This is a genomic window from Trabulsiella odontotermitis (assembly GCF_030053895.1).
Lineage (GTDB): Bacteria > Pseudomonadota > Gammaproteobacteria > Enterobacterales > Enterobacteriaceae > Trabulsiella > Trabulsiella odontotermitis_C.
In genome coordinates this window covers 1,871,536-1,888,608 of sequence record NZ_CP125781.1, presented here as the reverse complement: position 1 = coordinate 1,888,608, position 17,073 = coordinate 1,871,536, and the positions used below count along the sequence as shown (strand labels likewise).

Below are 17,073 nucleotides of genomic sequence, written 5' to 3'. Positions count from 1 at the left end.
ATACACATTCCGTGCGGCGGGGGATACTTTATTAACTTTTGTTACCGTTTTTGAAATTAAAAACAATGTGACATCTGACAATAATAACTCGTTGAAAAAGAAGTTATATTTCAATGATTTTGATCTGGCACAATTTACGAATTTTCGCGCTGTAACCTTACGTATTTCGATTTTTCATTATTCTAATAATTATTACAAATAAATAACGTAATAATCCGCAACGTTGTCTTATCTTCGCCTAACAATATTGCTTAAGTAAAGAATAATGTTCGGCCTGAATACGATACCGATAGACGGGTCTTCCTGTTACGCCATAATGGATGCTGGTAGAGAGAATATGACAATTAACTAACCAGATAAGGTATTTACGACAGGATACGCGAGATATATTTACCGCATTCGCCAGCTCATCAGTGGAAAACTCAGCATCCTGATGCGCATCAATCCACTGGCATAACGTGCACAGCGTTTGCGGTGTTAACCCTTTCGGCAGGCGGCGGGGATCCTGTTCAGTGGGTGCGCTACCGTGAATCAGCTGATCCAGCTCTGACTGCTCATAATACTGGTGCTTTTCCATCTCCCTTTTCTTTTGCAGCCAGCCGGTGAGCGCCTCTTCGAAACGCGATGCCTGGAACGGTTTGATTAAATAATCAACGACGCCGAAGTGCAGTGACTCCTTAATGGTGGTGGCATCAGCGGCAGACGAGATGACGATGACATCACTTTTGCAGCCGGCTGCATGCAGAAGGGGAAGCAGATCCAGCCCGTTCTCTTTCTGCATATAAATATCCAGCAAAATCAGGTCAATATGAGTATCGCTATGAAGGATAACCTCTTTGGCCTTCTCCAGTGTCGAAGCGATGCCGCAGCATTCAAAACCGGGGATCAGCGCGACATAGCGGCGGTTTAACTCCGCGACCATGGCATCGTCATCGATAATAAAGACAGAGATCATGTGCTGGCCCTCTCCCCATCCCAGGGTATTTGTACGAAAAATTGCGTGAAAACACCGGGTTCGGATTCCACGGAAATATTACCGCCAAGACCTTCAACCTGCTGTTTAACCAGGGCTAAACCAACGCCACGATCAGATCCTTTAGACGAGACGCCTTTCACAAAAATAGGGTTAATACGATCCGGCTCTATTCCAGGGCCGTCATCACTGACTTCACAATGCAGCCAGCCATTTCGATAGTATAAGGAAACGCCAATTTCACCTTCCGGTTGATGACCTAACGCGTCGAGCGCATTTTCAATCAAATTTCCGAGGACGGTAACCAATACCGCAACCTGATTTTCATTATTGCTGTCCGGCAACTGGCTGTCATGACTAATCACCAGTTTATGCCCTGAATCGAATGTGCGATTAATCTTACTTAGCAAAAATCCCGCAATGACTGGCGATTTTATTTTATCCAACAGTGAGCCGATCTCTTCCTGATAGTTGTTCGCCATCTTGATAATATAATCTTCAAGTTGCTTATAACTCTTCAGATGTAGCAAGCCCAGAATCACATGTAATTTATTCATGAATTCGTGGGACCGTTCACGGAGTGAGTCGGCATAGTTCACCATACCATCGAGCCGTTGCATCAGCTGACGAACTTCCGTTTTATCCCTGAAAGTGGAGATAGCGCCAATAATTTTGCCATTGCTGCGCACCGGAACGGTATTAATGAGCAGCAACCGGTCTTTGATGTTGATCTCCTCATTCTGGTGTGCGGTGCCGTCGCGCAGAACTTCGCTTAAATCCACCACCTGCGACCATGTATTGCTGAGCGTGGAGAGCTGCGCATCATCCCGCGAGCGGCGGTAGTCCAGCAATTCCTGCGCGGCTTCGTTAATGAGCGTTATTTCACCGCTGTCATCAACGGCAATCACCCCTTCTTTGATCGACTGCAGCATCGCCTGGCGCTGCTCAAACAGGGTGGAAATTTCATACGGCTCCAGCCCGAACAAAATGCGTTTCAGCACTTTCACCAGCCCCCAGGTTCCCAGCAGGCCAACCAGCACGCCGAATAAGACGGACCAGATGATGCTGCCGCGGCTGTCGTTGATCTGCCCGGTCACCCGGCTCAGCTCCAGACCTATCGCCACCACGCCTATCTGCCGGTGGTTGTCATCATAAATGGGGGTAAAAACACGTAGCGCCTGGGCAAGAAAACCGCGATTGATGGCAACATTCTCTTTGCCCTCAAGCGCCAGCAAAATATCGTCGCCTTTGAACGGTTGCCCGATGCGCTGCGCTTCCGGATGGGAATAGCGCAGGGTTTTCATATCGGTCACGACAATAAACAGCATGTCGTTACGCTTGCGTACCGCTTCGGCAATCGCCTGAATGCCACTTTCCTGCGGTTTTTTCATCAGCCCCTGGCGGATCTCCGGGGAATCCGCCAGTGTCCGGGCCACCGCCAGCGCCTTGTTCGCCAGCGCATCACGCGCCATATGGCTGATTTGAAAGAAGTAGATCAGGTGTACCACCAGCAGCACAGAAAACAATACGGCGCTGACCATTAATATCACCGTTGTACCGAGTTTCATCGGCCGTTTACGTAGCTTGCGGTAAGGCAGGGTGTATTTCATCGTGATTCCGGATCCACTGTTTGTGTGGGTATTATCCCTGTTGAGACGGGGAATTTAAAGGAGGCGATTTCAACAAGCTCTCCCCTGTCCTGTTGTGCTACCCTACGCGCCGTTTCTAACCGTATCGTTCGCGTTTTCCATGGGAGTACCTAATGAAGACAGCACAAGAAAGTCAAAAAACAGATTTAGCAAGGTTTTCCCGTTTAGTGTTAGCCAAAGGGCGCGAGAAATCGTTACTGCGCCGCCATCCCTGGATCTTCTCCGGCGCGGTCGCCCGTATGGAAGGAAAAGCCAGTCCCGGTGAAACCATTGATATTGTGGATCACCAGGGAAAATGGCTGGCGCGCGGCGCGTATTCGCCGGCGTCGCAAATTCGTGCCCGCGTCTGGACGTTTGACGCCAGCGAATCCATTGACAGCGATTTCTTCATCCGCCGCCTGCGACAGGCGCAGCAATGGCGCGACTGGCTGGCGCAGCAGGACGGGCTCGACAGCTACCGTCTGATCGCCGGTGAGTCAGACGGCCTGCCGGGCGTGACGATTGACCGCTTCGGCAATTTTCTGGTGTTACAGTTGCTCAGCGCGGGCGCGGAGTATCAGCGCGCGGCGTTAATAATCGCCCTGCAGACGCTCTATCCGGAATGTGCGATTTATGACCGCAGCGATGTGGCGGTGCGTAAAAAAGAAGGGATGGAACTGACGCAAGGCCCGGTGACAGGTGAACGGCCGCCTGCCCTGCTGCCAATTGAAGAGCACGGCATGAAACTGCTGGTAGATATTCAGGGCGGTCATAAAACCGGTTACTACCTCGATCAGCGTGACAGCCGCCTGGCGACGCGCCGTTACGTTGCCGACAAACGCGTTCTGAACTGTTTCTCCTACACTGGTGGTTTTGCAGTTTCTGCGCTGATGGGCGGCTGCCGTCAGGTGGTAAGCGTGGATACGTCGCAGGAAGCGCTTGATGTGGCGAAGCAAAACGTGGCGCTGAACAAACTCGATCTCAGCAAAGCAGAGTTTGTGCGTGATGATGTGTTTAAGCTGCTGCGCAAATATCGCGATCAGGGCGAGACGTTTGATGTCATCGTCATGGATCCGCCGAAATTCGTCGAAAACAAAAGCCAGTTGCAGGGGGCCTGCCGCGGTTACAAAGACATCAACATGCTGGCGATCCAGCTGCTGAACCCGGGCGGCGTGCTGCTGACATTCTCCTGTTCAGGGTTGATGACCACCGATTTATTTCAGAAAATCATCGCTGATGCCGCAATTGATGCTGGTCGTGATGTACAATTTATAGAGCAGTTCCGTCAGGCCGCCGATCACCCGGTGATCGCTACCTACCCGGAAGGGCTGTATCTGAAAGGGTTTGCCTGTCGCGTCATGTAACTTGAAAAGTGGAGCATTTGCCCGCATATCGACAGCAGGTAATGTTTCCCGGGAGGTGACTATGATTGCCAGCAAATTCGGTATCGGCCAGCAGGTCCGCCACTCCCTGTTGGGCTATCTGGGCGTGATTGTTGATATCGATCCAGAATACTCTCTTGATGAACCGGCTGAAGATGAAATGGCGGTGAATGCCGAACTGCGGGCCGCCCCCTGGTATCATGTGGTGATGGAAGATGACGACGGTCAGCCAGTGCATACGTATCTTGCTGAGGCTCAGTTGAGCGGCGAGATGAACGATGAACATCCCGAGCAACCGTCGATGGATGAACTGGCGCGAACCATTCGCCGCCAGCTACAGGCGCCACGACTGCGTAATTAATCAAAACCCCGCCGAAGCGGGGTTTTTTGTTATTTCGCCAGGCCTAACCGCGGGATTTCAATCGCCGGGCAGCGATCCATCACCACGTTCAGCCCTGCATTGCGGGCGAGCACGGCGGCCTGATCATTAATTACGCCCAGCTGCATCCACAGCGTTTTCGCGCCGATAGCAATGGCTTCCTGCGCCACGCCCCACGCGGCTTCTGAATTGCGGAACACATCAACCATGTCCACTTTTTCCGGCACCTCGGCAAGCGTTGCGTACCCTTTCTGCCCCAGCAGCGTGGTGCCTGCCACTTTCGGAGACACCGGGATCACGTGATACCCCTGATCAAGCAGATACTTCATCACCCGATAGCTCGGGCGTTCAGGTTTGTCGCTCGCCCCCACCAGCGCGATGGTGCGGGTGGATGTCAAAATGCCTGCAATATCGTTTTCTTTCATCATTATCCTCCGGGCAACTCATCAAAGTGTACGACATTCCACACCAGCCAACCATGCATCCCATACTGAAGTATGAGGGCAAAACCAGTGCCCGTGTCTATATGTTAATAAAATCGTGATTAGTAAAATTTTGATACACTCTCTTGGGCTAACTCTTTTTCAGGAGATACCAATGAAAGCTGGAACACTGCTTCTGTGCGTGACGCTCCTGATCCCGGATCTGGCCCCGGCCACGACGTTACGCCTTGCGGGCGATGTCGATCTGCTGGTGCTGGATGGCAAAAAGGTGTCCAGTTCGTTACTTCGCGGCGCAGACGGCATTGAACTCGATAACGGCCCGCATCAGGTAGTTTTCCGGGTAGAAAAAATCATCCAGTTACCCGACAGAAGTTATCAGCGCTACGTTTCTCCTCCGCTGATTGCCAGTTTTGATACGCGTTTAATTAGTCTCGTGAATGTTAACCTGCCCCGGCTGGAGACACAGGAAGAGACGCAAACCTTCAGCACCGCCCCCGACATCACGTTGCTGGATGGCAATTCGGCCCCCATTCCGGTGAAGCTTGATATTCTCGCGGTGACCAAAACCGCCTCCGGCATCGACTATGAACAGGCCGCCGCACTCTATAACCACAACCGAAAGCTGGCTGCCCGATCGCCATTAAACGCTCCGCTGCCGGATGACAGCACCCTGCTGTCGAAAAAGACCGAGCTTGATTTCCCCTCTCTGCAGTCGCAAACCGTCGCCGAGCAGCGGCTCAAATACTGGTTTCAGCAGGCAGACTCAGACACGCGCAATCGTTTTTTGCAATGGGCGCGCCAGCAACCCTCGTCATAACCCTGCATTTCTGAACGGATTTATCATTTTTAAGCCCTCACGGTTTGCAGCCTGAATCGCATCCAGTAATCTGTCTGCATCTCAAAATGCGGAAGGGCACTATGGAACTCACAACACGCACGCTCCCGGCGCGCAAGCACATTGCGCTGGTGGCGCATGATCACTGTAAAGACATGCTGATGAAATGGGTGGAGCGCCACCGTACGTTGCTGGAGCGCCACACGTTGTCAGCCACCGGCACCACGGGGAATCTGATCCAGCGCGCCACAGGGCTTAACGTTAACGCCATGCTGAGCGGCCCGTTAGGCGGTGACCAGCAGGTGGGCGCGCAGATTTCAGAAGGGAAGATCGACGTACTGATTTTCTTTTGGGATCCGCTCAACGCCGTGCCGCACGATCCCGACGTCAAAGCACTGCTGCGTCTGGCAACGGTGTGGAATATTCCGGTCGCCACCAACCTGGCTACCGCGGATTTCATTATTCAGGCGCCGAACTTCAGTGATGAAGTGGACATCCTGATCCCCGACTACCCACGTTATCTGGCGGATCGCCTGAAGTAAGTTCCCGGGCTGGCGCAGCGAGCGCCAGCCTGCGGTTACGGTTTGCGCGCTACCGGGACGGAGAGCGCCTTCAGAATATCGACAAACACCGACGGCTGTTCTTTATTGAACAGCAGCCAGACGCGCTGACGGGCGCGAGTCAACGCCACATACAGCAAACGCCGTTCTTCGGCATCCGGGAAATCCTCCGGCTGCGGCAGCAGCGCCTGTTCCATGATGGATTCTCTGGCCGGTGCCGGAAACGCATCCTGCCCTTCCTGCAGCCCCATGACAATCACATAGTCAGCCTGCTGCCCTTTACTGGCATGAATGGTCATGAAATCGATCGCCAGCTTCGGCCAGCGGGTAGCTGCTTTTTCCAGACTGGCGGGTTTCAGGTGATGGTAGCGCGCCAGCACCAGGATCCGCTCATCCGGTTTAGCATAGCCGCTGAGCTTGTCGAGCAACGCATCGAGCTGATCATCCGCCAGCAGGGTGACCGCTTTTTTATCGCCCACTTTCAGGCTGTTCAGCGGCTTGCTCAGTTGATGCGGGTTCTGCTGGATAAATGCATTCGCCACGTCGCCAATGCGGCTGTTAAAGCGATAAGTGGTATCCAGCGCGCAGTTGTCGCCCTCGCCAAAATAGTGCGTAAAGGCGGTGGTCAGCGTCAGTTGCGCGCCGCTGAAGCGGTAGATCGCCTGCCAGTCGTCGCCGACGGCATAAAGACAGGTGCGGGAGTTCTGCTTTCTCAATGCCGCCAGCAGCGCTGCGCGTTGCGGGGAGATATCCTGGAATTCATCCACCAGAATATGCTTCCACGGGCTGACAAAACGCCCTTTCTCCAGCACGTTAATGGCCTGATGGATAAGCCCGGAGAAATCCACCGCATCCTCCGCTTTCAGTGCCGTTTTCCACGCCTTGAGCAGCGGTGCCATCAGTTTAATGCGCTTACCGAAAAGCTCCCTGACCTCTTCCGGCGCCGCATCAATCATCTCCGCCTGTGAACCGCCATGCATGCGCATCAGCCCGACCCAACGATCGAGCCGACCGCCCATCCGCCGCACTAACTTTTCATCCTGCCAGTAGTTGCCTTCCGGCACCGACCAGCCCATTTCGTCGTCCAGCCACTGCCGCCAGCCTTTCGCCTGCGCTTTTTTCTCGTTGCACTGCTGCTGCCAGGTTTTGATCAACAACGCCTGCCGCGCTTTGCTGTCATTTTCCAGCTTGCTGATGGCGGGCACTTTTTTACTGCCCTGCTGGATGATATGCAGCGCGAGAGCATGAAAGGTTCGGGCGCTAATCGCGTCTGTGTTCAGCCGTTCACGGATCCGTTCGTCCATCTCTTTCGCCGCCTGGCGACCAAACGCCAGCAGCAGGATCTGTTCGGCAGAGGCTTCCCCGCGCATCAACAACCAGCCCGCACGGGCCACCAGCACGGACGTTTTACCGCTGCCCGCACCAGCCAGCACCAGCAGCGACTGCTCGCCATTGACCACAGCCCGCGCCTGCGCCGGATTCAGTGGCGAGGACTCTATTTTTTCAAAGAAACCGGCATACTGGCTGAGCATGGCTTCGGTATACGCCTGATTGTGTTGCAGACGGCTGCTGTCGATGTCTTTCAGCCAACCCTGACACTGCCGCCAGAGCTCACGGCAGTTATCGAACGTTTCCAGGCGCGCAACGGGGATCGGCAATGCATCCAGCGCGCGCAGGATTTTTTGTTGTACGCCGAGCGTGGCCTGGCGGGTCAGCCATTTGCCTTCGGCGCTGAAACGCGAAATCTCCGCCAGTTGTTCTGTCAGCAGGCGCGCGGCGATGTCGCTCATCTCGCAGCCCCACTGCTCCCAGAGCGCATTCAGATGATGATGGAAGCGCTGCGTTTCGCCCCACTCGGTGCCGTGAAGACGCACCACTTTATTTTCCGGCAGAATAAATTCCAGCTCGCCCCACACCAGACCGCGTTTGCACTGGATGTCGAGCAACTGGTTAAAAGGAATGAGATATTCATGACGATCGCCAGAGACTTTCACTCCGGCGTTCAGGATTTCTACTCGATCATAAGGGTGCTGCGCCATGCGCTTGCCAAGCGTTGTTGCTTTTAGTTCCATGTCATGCCAAATCCCGCCACGTTTTCTTACTCCACAGTTTAACCGCCAGATACCAGGTGCTCCAGCGCAAAAAAACGTTACAATTACGAGGCCAACGACATTTTCGCAATGGACAGAGGATTTATGCGTACTGTTTTGAATATTTTGAATTTTGTACTGGGTGGTTTCGCCACAACATTAGGCTGGCTTCTGGCGACGCTGGTCAGCATTCTGCTGATTGTCACGCTGCCGCTGAGTCGCTCGTGCTGGGAGATAACGAAGCTCTCACTGCTTCCCTACGGCAACGAGGCCGTGCATGTCGATGAACTCGACCCGGACAGCAAAAGCACGGTGATGAACGCCGGCGGCACATTTCTCAATATTCTGTGGTTTATTCTCTTCGGCTGGTGGTTATGCCTGACACATATTTTTGCCGGGATTGCGCAGTGCATCACGTTGATCGGCATCCCTGTCGGGATCGCTAACTTTAAAATTGCCGCGATTGCTCTGTGGCCCGTGGGCCGCCGCGTCGTGAGTGTGGAGACCGCCCGTGCCGCGCGTGAAGCCAATGCCCGCCGTCGTTATCAATAATCCGGACCGATTATCACTATGCTAAGTCCGTTGCTTCGCCGCTATACATGGAACAGTTCCTGGCTCTACAACGTCAGAATTTTTATCGCCCTTTGCGGCACCACTGCCCTGCCGTGGTGGCTGGGCGACGTTAAGCTTACCATTCCGTTGACACTCGGAGTGGTAGCGGCGGCGCTGACCGATCTGGATGACCGGTTGACGGGTCGTCTGCGTAATCTGCTGATAACACTGGTGTGTTTTTTTATTGCCTCGGCCTCTGTGGAGCTGCTGTTCCCGTGGCCATGGCTGTTCGCCATCGGGCTGACTATCTCCACCAGCGGTTTTATTCTGCTCGGCGGTCTCGGGCAACGCTATGCCACGATTGCTTTCGGCGCGTTGCTGATCGCCATTTACACCATGCTTGGCGTGTCGCTGTATGAGCACTGGTATCAACAGCCTCTTTTCCTGCTGGCCGGCGCCATCTGGTATAACCTGCTGACGCTCACCGGGCATCTGATTTTTCCCGTTCGCCCGTTGCAGGACAGTCTGGCCCGTAGCTATGAGCAGCTTGCCCATTATCTCGAACTGAAGTCCCGCCTGTTTGACCCGGATATCGAAGAGGAAAGCCAGGCACCGGTCTATGAACTGGTGCTTGCCAATGGTCAACTGGTGTCCATGCTCAACCAGACAAAAGCCTCTTTATTGACACGCTTACGCGGCGATCGTGGTCAGCGCAACACGCGCCGGACGCTACATTATTATTTCGTGGCGCAGGACATTCATGAACGCGCCAGCTCGGCGCATATTCAGTATCAGACACTGCGCGACAACTTCCGCTACAGCGATGTCATGTTCCGTTTCCAGCGTCTGATGTCGATGCAGTCACAGGCCTGTCAGCAACTGGCGCGCTCCATTTTGCTGCGTACGCCTTATCAGCACGATCCGCGCTTTGAACGCGTATTTACCCATCTTGATGCCGCGCTGGATCGCGTGCGCGCCAGCGGTGTGCCAGTCGAGCAGATAAACGCACTGGGTTTTCTGCTCAACAACCTGCGCGCCATTGATGCACAACTGGCGACGATTGAGTCTGAACAGGTGCAAAACCAGCCGCGAAACGATACCGAAAACCTGCTTTCGGATGACCGGTTGCACGGGTTCAGCGATATCCGCGCGAGGCTGAGCCGCAATATGTCGCCGGAGTCGGCGCTGTTTCGCCATGCCATTCGGATGTCGCTGGTACTGTGCGCCGGGTATGCCTTTATCCAGCTAACCGGGCTGCATCATGGTTACTGGATCCTGCTGACCAGCCTGTTTGTCTGCCAGCCAAACTACAACGCCACCCGCCACCGTCTGGCCCTGCGTATTTTTGGCACGCTGGTGGGCGTCGCCATTGGTTTACCCGTGCTGTTGCTCGTCCCTTCTGTCGAAGGGCAACTGTTGCTCATTGTGGTCACCGGCGTGCTCTTCTTTGCTTTCCGCACCGTGCAGTACGCCAACGCCACTATGTTTATCACGCTATTGGTGCTGCTGTGCTTTAACCTGCTGGGTGAAGGCTTTGAGGTCGCGTTACCGCGTATTTTTGATACGCTCATCGGTTGCGCCATTGCCTGGGCGGCGGTCAGTTTTATCTGGCCGGACTGGCGGTTTCGTAATCTGCCCCGTGTTCTGGAGCGCGCCGTGGACGCCAACTGCCGGTATCTGGATGCGATCCTTGAGCAGTACCACCAGGGGCGCGATAACCGCCTGGCCTACCGCATTGCGCGTCGTGAAGCGTGGAACAGCGATGCGGAACTGGCGTCGGTTATCTCGAACATGTCGACAGAGCCAAAGGTGACGGCAAAGATGAAAGAGACGGCGTTTCGCCTGCTGTGTCTCAACCACACGTTTACCAGTTACATTTCTGCGCTGGGCGCTCATCGTGAACAGCTGACGAACCCTGACATCCTCGCGCTGCTGGATGACGCGGTATGTTACGTTGATGATGCGTTCCACCATACGCCGAAAGATGAGCCACGCGTGCATCAGGCGCTGACGGGCCTGATGCAGCGGATCCACCAACTGGAGCCACGGGCTGAGAGCAAAGAGCCGCTGGTGTTACAGCAAATCGGCCTGCTGGTTACGCTTCTCCCGGAGATAAGTCGCCTTCAGCGGCAAGTTTCTCCGCCAGCGAAAGAGGAAATCCCGGAAGGCTACTGACCCACTCCATGAGCTCCTGGCGCCGCTGCGCCGGGAGCGCTGCCGCATGGACGCCAGCAATCGCCCCTTCCAGCGCGAAAAGCACGCTGACGCTAATCCCCCTTCTTTTCTCCCGCAGCTTCAGCCAGCTCAGTTCTGCTCCCAGCGTACATAACATGTGGTAATCACGTATTCCGGCCTCCAGCAGCATCAGCTCCATATGAAACGTAATATTGGGCAGATTTTTTAGCCTTCGCCTGTCATACCGCAGATCCTTTTCCCGCTGCGCCTCCTCAAGTGAATGCGAAGAGAGGGTTAACAGCGTGCGGCGATCGTCCCACAGCGCATCATCGACATGGTAATAATTGAGCAGTACAGGGCGGCCACGTTTACGTAACGTGAGCAGCGGCGTCGGGTGATTGACGCGATAAGGCGCGCTTTGCTCACACACGCGCAGATAAAGTTCTCCTTCTGCCACCATCGCAAAAACGGTCTCTTCGATGGCCAGACTATATCCGCCAAACAGCGCACGGTATTCAATTCTCCCCAGCGGAGAAAGATATTCTTGCGACTTATATATCCTTTTATAGGAATCATTTTTCATGATTATTCCTTTGTTAATCATGCCGTTAGATGTGATTTTTTCGATTAACGGATCCGTTAAGCAGGAAAATAGGCAACTTCCGGGCAGGCGGCAAGATGATTTTTATCATCTGTACGACTTCAGTGAATTTTTGCGAGACGCTTTCAGAAAATGGGGTTGATCTTTATACACAGTGGTTGTACTGTATATTCATACAGTAACCCACAGGGCTGGATAAACTATGTATACTTCTGGTTATGCAAATCACTCAACGATGGCTTCCGCAGCGCCGGGTCGTCATTCACGCGTCGCGTCAACGCCGTCTTCTTCCGGGCTGATTAGCGAAGTGGTCTACCACGAAGACCAGCCCATGATGACCCAGCTTTTGTTGCTACCCTTGTTACAACAGCTGGGTCAGCAATCGCGCTGGCAATTGTGGTTAACGCCACAGCAAAAACTGAGCCGCGAATGGGTTCAGGCGTCTGGTTTGCCATTGACAAAGGTGATGCAAATAAGTCAGATGTCGCCCTGCAATACGCTGGAATCAATGATTCGTGCGCTGCGCACTGGCAACTATAGTGTGGTTATCGGTTGGTTAAGTGATGAGCTAACAGAAGAGGAACACGCGAGACTGGTCATGGCAGCCGAAGAAGGACAAGCGATTGGCTTCCTTATGCGTCCGGTTCGTGCAACCTCTACAGCCACGAGACAGCTAAACGGGCTAAAAATTCATTCAAATTTCTACCATTGAGCCAATTTAAGATTAATCCTGGAATTTTTTTTCGCTTTTAAAAGCAGCGTCCCAATTTTCAGCAAAAACGGTGAGAGTGCCTGTCTGGCGCGGTTTGCGCTATTTTATGCTGCCGAATAATTCAGCAAAATTGTTAAATATTCTGTATACAACTCTTTTTTTTTCATATGCCTGACAGAGTTCACACTTGTAAGTTTCCAACTACGTTGTAGACTTTACATCGCCAGGGGTGACCGGCTTAAGCCGCAAGTAACGGCATAGTTATTAACAAGTCACGCTCCCGGTGAAGGATTTAACCGTGAATTTCTTGAGTATCTTCATGGCGATTTTTGGATGATAACGAGGCGCAAAAAATGAAAAAGACAGCTATCGCGATTGCAGTGGCACTGGCTGGCTTCGCTACCGTAGCGCAGGCCGCTCCGAAAGATAACACCTGGTATGCAGGTGGTAAGCTGGGTTGGTCCCAGTTCCACGACACTGGCTGGTATGACAGCTCCCTGAACAACGACGGCCCGACTCACGAAAGTCAACTGGGTGCAGGCGCGTTCGGTGGTTACCAGGTTAACCCGTACGTTGGTTTCGAAATGGGTTATGACTGGCTGGGTCGTATGCCGTACAAAGGCGACACCATCAATGGTGCCTTCAAAGCTCAGGGCGTTCAGCTGACTGCTAAACTGGGTTACCCGATCACTGACGATCTGGACGTATACACCCGTCTGGGCGGCATGGTATGGCGCGCTGACTCCAGCAACAACCAGATCGGCGACAACCACGACACCGGCGTTTCTCCGGTCTTCGCTGGCGGCGTTGAGTGGGCAATGACCCGTGACATCGCTACCCGTCTGGAATACCAGTGGGTTAACAACATCGGTGACGGTGGTACTGTTGGCGTTCGTCCGGACAACGGCATGCTGAGCGTAGGTGTTTCCTACCGTTTCGGTCAGCAGGAAGCAGCTCCGGTAGTTGCTCCGGCTCCGGCTCCGGCTCCGGAAGTACAGACCAAGCACTTCACTCTGAAGTCTGACGTTCTGTTCAACTTCAACAAAGCTACCCTGAAACCGGAAGGTCAGCAGGCACTGGATCAGCTGTACTCTCAGCTGAGCAACCTGGATCCAAAAGACGGTTCCGTAGTGGTTCTGGGCTTCACCGACCGTATCGGTTCTGACGCTTACAACCAGGGTCTGTCCGAGAAACGTGCACAGTCTGTTGTTGATTACCTGGTATCTAAAGGTATCCCGGCTAACAAGATCTCCGCACGTGGTATGGGCGAATCTAACCCGGTTACCGGTTCTACCTGTGACAACGTGAAAGCTCGCGCTGCACTGATCGATTGCCTGGCTCCGGATCGTCGCGTAGAGATCGAAGTTAAAGGCATCAAAGACGTTGTAACTCAGCCGCAGGCTTAAGTTCACGTCTACAAAAAACCCCGCCATCGCGGGGTTTTTTATTGCCTGAATATCTGCACTCGCTGCGCGCAATGCGCGACAACTCGCCTACTCTTCTTTGCCAAGCAACGCCTGCAGATCCTGTTTCAGGCTGGACATCTTGCTGGCGTACTTCTCTTTATTCTCGGCGTCTTCAATTAACTGCACGATGGTTTCAGACAGCGTTTTCCCACGCCGTTGCGCCAGCCCCGCCAGTCGCTGCCAGACGATGAATTCCAGATCGATCGATTTCTTGCGTGTATGCTGATGTTCCGCGTTGAAATGGCGCTTTCGGCGGGCACGGATCGTCTGTTTCATGCGATTCGCCAGCGTCGGATTCATATGCGCGGCAATCCACTCATTGACCAGCACGGGTTTGTTTTCCAGCGTCAGCAACATCTCCACCGCCTCTTGCGCGGCGCTGGCTTCGATGTAACGCGTGATAAGTTCGCCTTCCCGGTGTTTTTTCACCAGGTACTTCCACTTCCACCCGCTTTCAAGGTTTTCCAGTTGTTGATATTTCATCGCGATCCCAAGGTGACCGTGTAACTCATTTCAGGATATCAGTTTTTTCCCGATGCACTGAGAAGAAATCGACATTCGTGAACAGAAGTGTGCTCCGTTATACCTGACAACTGCATTCTCCGTGTGCTACTGCGCAGCATAAGGTATAATCCCGCCCTTTACATCTGACTAAAAAATATCGACATTGACCATCAATAAACTTTCCGGACGTGAGCTGGCTCCTGATACCACCGACTATCAGGCTTTGTTTGCCCAGACCGAGCTGACCTTACCAACCGATTCGATACTCCGCGATACGCAGGCCCGTTTGCATTACGCGCTGGAGCAGTTCCTCTATCCGCAAGCTATCTCGCCTGTGGTACTGGTGAAAGCACCCGAGGAGCCTGAGTACCTTAAGTTACTTACCCGGCTGACAGAGAGCCTGCAAACACCTTCACAGCCGCTTTGCGGTGTGCGTTACGATATCAACAACGGTGTCGTCACACAGCGTCCGGCGGAATCTCCTGATGATAACTTTGCCAGCACCCGTCCGGTGATTTACGCCGACTGGGTCGAGGCCGAGCAGCTCTTTGGCTGTGTGCGCCAGTTCAATGGCGACATTACCCTGCAGCCAGGCCTGGTGCATCAGGCAAACGGCGGCGTGCTGGTCATTTCTCTGCGCGCGTTGCTGGCTCAACCGCTACTGTGGATGCGCTTAAAGAATATCGTTACCCGCCAGCGCTTTGACTGGCTGAGCTTCGACGATGCGCGCCCGCTACCGGTCCACGTACCGTCAATGTCGCTGTCACTGAAAGTGATGCTGGTTGGCGAGCGTGATTCGCTGGCGGAATTCCAGGAAATGGAACCCGAATTCAGCGCCAACGCTATTTATACCGAATTTGAAGAAAACCTGCAGATCATTGATGAAGACTCGCTGCGCCAGTGGTGTCAGTGGGTGTGGCAGGTCGCGCGCGATGCTGAGCTTCCAGGCCCCGCTGCCGATGCGTGGCCGGTGCTGATTCAGGAAGCCACCCGTTACACCGGCGACCAGGAAACGTTGCCGCTCTGCCCTCTCTGGCTGGGCCGACAGCTACGTGAAGCCGCCGCCTTTACAGAAAGCGCCGAGTTCAGCGCCGAACAGCTCACCACCATGCTTGAGCAGCGTCAGTGGCGTGAAGGTTTCCTGGCCGAGCGCATGCAGGATGAGATTTTACTTGAGCAGATCCTGATCGAAACCGAAGGCGAGCGCGTGGGGCAGATTAACGCCCTGTCGGTCATTGAGTTTCCGGGCCATCCGCGCGCGTTTGGTGAACCATCACGTATAAGTTGCGTCGTACACGTCGGCGACGGTGAATTTACCGATATCGAACGCAAAGCGGAGCTGGGCGGTAACATTCACGCCAAAGGGATGCTGATCATGCAGTCATTCCTGATGGCGGAGCTGGGTCTTGAGCAGCAGATCCCATTCTCAGCATCACTCACCTTCGAACAGTCTTACAGTGAAGTTGACGGCGACAGCGCCTCAATGGCCGAGCTGTGTGCGCTGATAAGTGCCCTGTCTGGCGCGCCCATCAACCAGAGTATTGCGATTACCGGCTCTGTGGATCAGTTTGGTCGCGCACAGCCTGTCGGCGGCCTGAATGAAAAAATCGAAGGATTCTTTGCTATCTGTAAGCATCGTGATCTGACCGGCAAGCAGGGCGTTATTATTCCGTCGGCTAATGTGCGTCACCTGAGTTTATCTCAGGAAGTTCGACAAGCGGTTGAAGAGGAGCAATTCTTTATCTGGGCGGTTGATGATGTTACCGACGCGCTGCCGTTGCTGACGCAACTGCTGTGGGATGGCGAAGGTCAGACGACGCTGTTACAGACCATTCAGGAGCGTATCGCGCAGGCGTCACAGCAGGATGCCCGTCACCGCTTTCCGTGGCCGTTACGCTGGCTGGGCTGGTTTAATTCTAACTGATCGGACTTGTTCAGCGTACACGTGTTAGCTATCCTGCGTCCCGAACTCAAAATAAGGTTTACTGAAAACATGGTAGATAAACGCGAATCCTATACAAAAGAAGACCTTCTTGCCTCTGGTCGCGGTGAACTGTTCGGCGCGAACGGCCCGCAGTTACCGGCACCAAATATGCTGATGATGGATCGTGTCGTCAAGATGACCGAAGGTGGCGGCAATTTTGATAAGGGCTATGTGGAAGCCGAACTCGACATCAATCCTGACCTGTGGTTCTTCGGGTGTCACTTTATTGGCGATCCGGTGATGCCGGGCTGTCTGGGTCTTGATGCCATGTGGCAGCTGGTGGGTTTCTACCTCGGCTGGCTCGGTGGCGAAGGTAAAGGGCGTGCACTGGGTGTGGGTGAAGTGAAATTCACCGGCCAGGTTCTGCCGAGCGCGAAGAAAGTCACCTACCGCATTCATTTCAAGCGCATCGTTAACCGCCGCCTGATCATGGGTCTGGCCGATGGTGAAGTGCTGGTTGATGGCCGCCTGATCTACACGGCAGCAGATCTGAAAGTGGGTTTGTTCCAGGATACCTCAGCGTTCTAATCCTCTTAGCGAATCCCCATTCGCGAATGCCGCAGAAGTATAAAACGGCGAAGCCACCGCGGGGCGGTGGCTTCTGGTCTAAAGAGACAGCATCAGGCGATTACTGCCCTGTCCTCCATGGCTTCTCGCCAGCCTCCCAGCCAATGTGACCTTTGATTTAAGGTCTGGTACGGACAGATTTCCTTCGATTTGCCAGCGATGCCAGCCTGGTACCCACGTTGATGTGCTCGTTCCAGGCGATCTCGTTTTTGTCTCTTCATG

17 protein-coding genes are annotated in these 17,073 nt (G+C 53.9%); 10 read left to right on the top strand and 7 right to left on the bottom strand.

The features are described 5' to 3' along the window. Positions 1 to 238: 238 nt before the first annotated feature. Both dcuR and QMG90_RS08975 read right to left on the bottom strand, forming a co-directional pair. Complete coding sequence (dcuR, locus tag QMG90_RS08980) at positions 239 to 955, bottom strand: two-component system response regulator DcuR (protein ID WP_283283481.1); 717 nt, start codon at positions 953 to 955, stop codon at positions 239 to 241. Next, positions 952 to 2,583, bottom strand: coding sequence for a sensor histidine kinase (locus QMG90_RS08975; RefSeq protein WP_283283480.1), 1,632 nt, complete (start codon positions 2,581 to 2,583; stop codon positions 952 to 954). The genes dcuR and QMG90_RS08975 overlap by 4 nt, the downstream gene beginning before the upstream one ends. 152 nt (positions 2,584 to 2,735) lie before the next feature. Here QMG90_RS08975 and rlmI point away from each other — a divergent pair, with 152 nt between their 5' ends. Both rlmI and hspQ read left to right on the top strand, forming a co-directional pair. Continuing rightward, positions 2,736 to 3,965 (top strand): 23S rRNA (cytosine(1962)-C(5))-methyltransferase RlmI, encoded by a 1,230-nt coding sequence (gene rlmI / locus QMG90_RS08970; protein WP_283283479.1) that lies wholly within the window; start codon positions 2,736 to 2,738, stop codon positions 3,963 to 3,965. Between the two features lie 61 nt (positions 3,966 to 4,026). Then, a complete protein-coding gene (gene hspQ / locus QMG90_RS08965; RefSeq protein WP_283283478.1) occupies positions 4,027 to 4,344 on the top strand; it encodes a heat shock protein HspQ in 318 nt (105 codons plus the stop codon). Between the two features lie 29 nt (positions 4,345 to 4,373). On the opposite strand, the gene QMG90_RS08960 is transcribed toward hspQ, so the two are convergent. Continuing rightward, positions 4,374 to 4,787, bottom strand: a complete 414-nt coding sequence (locus tag QMG90_RS08960) for a CoA-binding protein (protein ID WP_283283918.1) — start codon at positions 4,785 to 4,787, stop codon at positions 4,374 to 4,376. Positions 4,788 to 4,959: 172 nt separating this feature from the next. Here QMG90_RS08960 and csgI point away from each other — a divergent pair, with 172 nt between their 5' ends. Together csgI and mgsA are read left to right on the top strand one after the other, a co-directional pair. Then, complete coding sequence (csgI, locus tag QMG90_RS08955; protein WP_283283477.1) at positions 4,960 to 5,622, top strand: curli synthesis inhibitor; 663 nt, start codon at positions 4,960 to 4,962, stop codon at positions 5,620 to 5,622. Positions 5,623 to 5,723: 101 nt separating this feature from the next. Beyond that, positions 5,724 to 6,182 carry a methylglyoxal synthase gene (gene mgsA / locus QMG90_RS08950; RefSeq protein WP_283283476.1) on the top strand — a complete coding sequence of 153 codons (459 nt, stop codon included), beginning with the start codon at positions 5,724 to 5,726 and terminating at the stop codon, positions 6,180 to 6,182. A 35-nt stretch (positions 6,183 to 6,217) separates the two neighbouring features. Here the strand turns inward: mgsA and helD are convergent, their stop codons facing one another. Beyond that, on the bottom strand, positions 6,218 to 8,272 hold the full coding sequence (gene helD / locus QMG90_RS08945) for a DNA helicase IV (protein WP_283283474.1): 2,055 nt from the start codon (positions 8,270 to 8,272) through the stop codon (positions 6,218 to 6,220). Positions 8,273 to 8,395: 123 nt separating this feature from the next. Here helD and QMG90_RS08940 point away from each other — a divergent pair, with 123 nt between their 5' ends. Together QMG90_RS08940 and yccS are read left to right on the top strand one after the other, a co-directional pair. Beyond that, complete coding sequence (locus tag QMG90_RS08940) at positions 8,396 to 8,842, top strand: YccF domain-containing protein (RefSeq protein ID WP_054179102.1); 447 nt, start codon at positions 8,396 to 8,398, stop codon at positions 8,840 to 8,842. 18 nt (positions 8,843 to 8,860) lie between these two features. Then, positions 8,861 to 11,017, top strand: coding sequence for a YccS family putative transporter (gene yccS / locus QMG90_RS08935; RefSeq protein ID WP_283283472.1), 2,157 nt, complete (start codon positions 8,861 to 8,863; stop codon positions 11,015 to 11,017). Here the strand turns inward: yccS and QMG90_RS08930 are convergent. Next, complete coding sequence (locus tag QMG90_RS08930; RefSeq protein ID WP_283283471.1) at positions 10,938 to 11,600, bottom strand: TfoX/Sxy family DNA transformation protein; 663 nt, start codon at positions 11,598 to 11,600, stop codon at positions 10,938 to 10,940. The two genes, yccS and QMG90_RS08930, sit on opposite strands and share 80 nt — an antisense overlap. 220 nt (positions 11,601 to 11,820) lie before the next feature. Between QMG90_RS08930 and sulA the strand changes: the two genes are divergently transcribed. Beyond that, complete coding sequence (gene sulA / locus QMG90_RS08925) at positions 11,821 to 12,330, top strand: SOS-induced cell division inhibitor SulA (protein WP_283283470.1); 510 nt, start codon at positions 11,821 to 11,823, stop codon at positions 12,328 to 12,330. A 353-nt stretch (positions 12,331 to 12,683) separates the two neighbouring features. Then, on the top strand, positions 12,684 to 13,736 hold the full coding sequence (gene ompA / locus QMG90_RS08920; RefSeq protein WP_283283469.1) for a porin OmpA: 1,053 nt from the start codon (positions 12,684 to 12,686) through the stop codon (positions 13,734 to 13,736). A gap of 87 nt (positions 13,737 to 13,823) precedes the next feature. On the opposite strand, the gene matP is transcribed toward ompA, so the two are convergent. Beyond that, on the bottom strand, positions 13,824 to 14,279 hold the full coding sequence (gene matP, locus QMG90_RS08915; protein WP_283283468.1) for a macrodomain Ter protein MatP: 456 nt from the start codon (positions 14,277 to 14,279) through the stop codon (positions 13,824 to 13,826). Positions 14,280 to 14,463: 184 nt separating this feature from the next. On the opposite strand from matP, the gene QMG90_RS08910 reads away from it, so the two are divergent. Together QMG90_RS08910 and fabA are read left to right on the top strand one after the other, a co-directional pair. Further along, positions 14,464 to 16,224, top strand: a complete 1,761-nt coding sequence (locus tag QMG90_RS08910) for an AAA family ATPase (protein WP_283283467.1) — start codon at positions 14,464 to 14,466, stop codon at positions 16,222 to 16,224. Between the two features lie 69 nt (positions 16,225 to 16,293). Continuing rightward, positions 16,294 to 16,812, top strand: coding sequence for a bifunctional 3-hydroxydecanoyl-ACP dehydratase/trans-2-decenoyl-ACP isomerase (fabA, locus tag QMG90_RS08905; protein WP_283283466.1), 519 nt, complete (start codon positions 16,294 to 16,296; stop codon positions 16,810 to 16,812). A gap of 92 nt (positions 16,813 to 16,904) precedes the next feature. Here the strand turns inward: fabA and rmf are convergent, their stop codons facing one another. Further along, entirely contained in the window at positions 16,905 to 17,072 is a 168-nt protein-coding gene (rmf, locus tag QMG90_RS08900; RefSeq protein ID WP_054179110.1) for a ribosome modulation factor, read from the bottom strand. Position 17,073 lies beyond the last annotated feature (1 nt).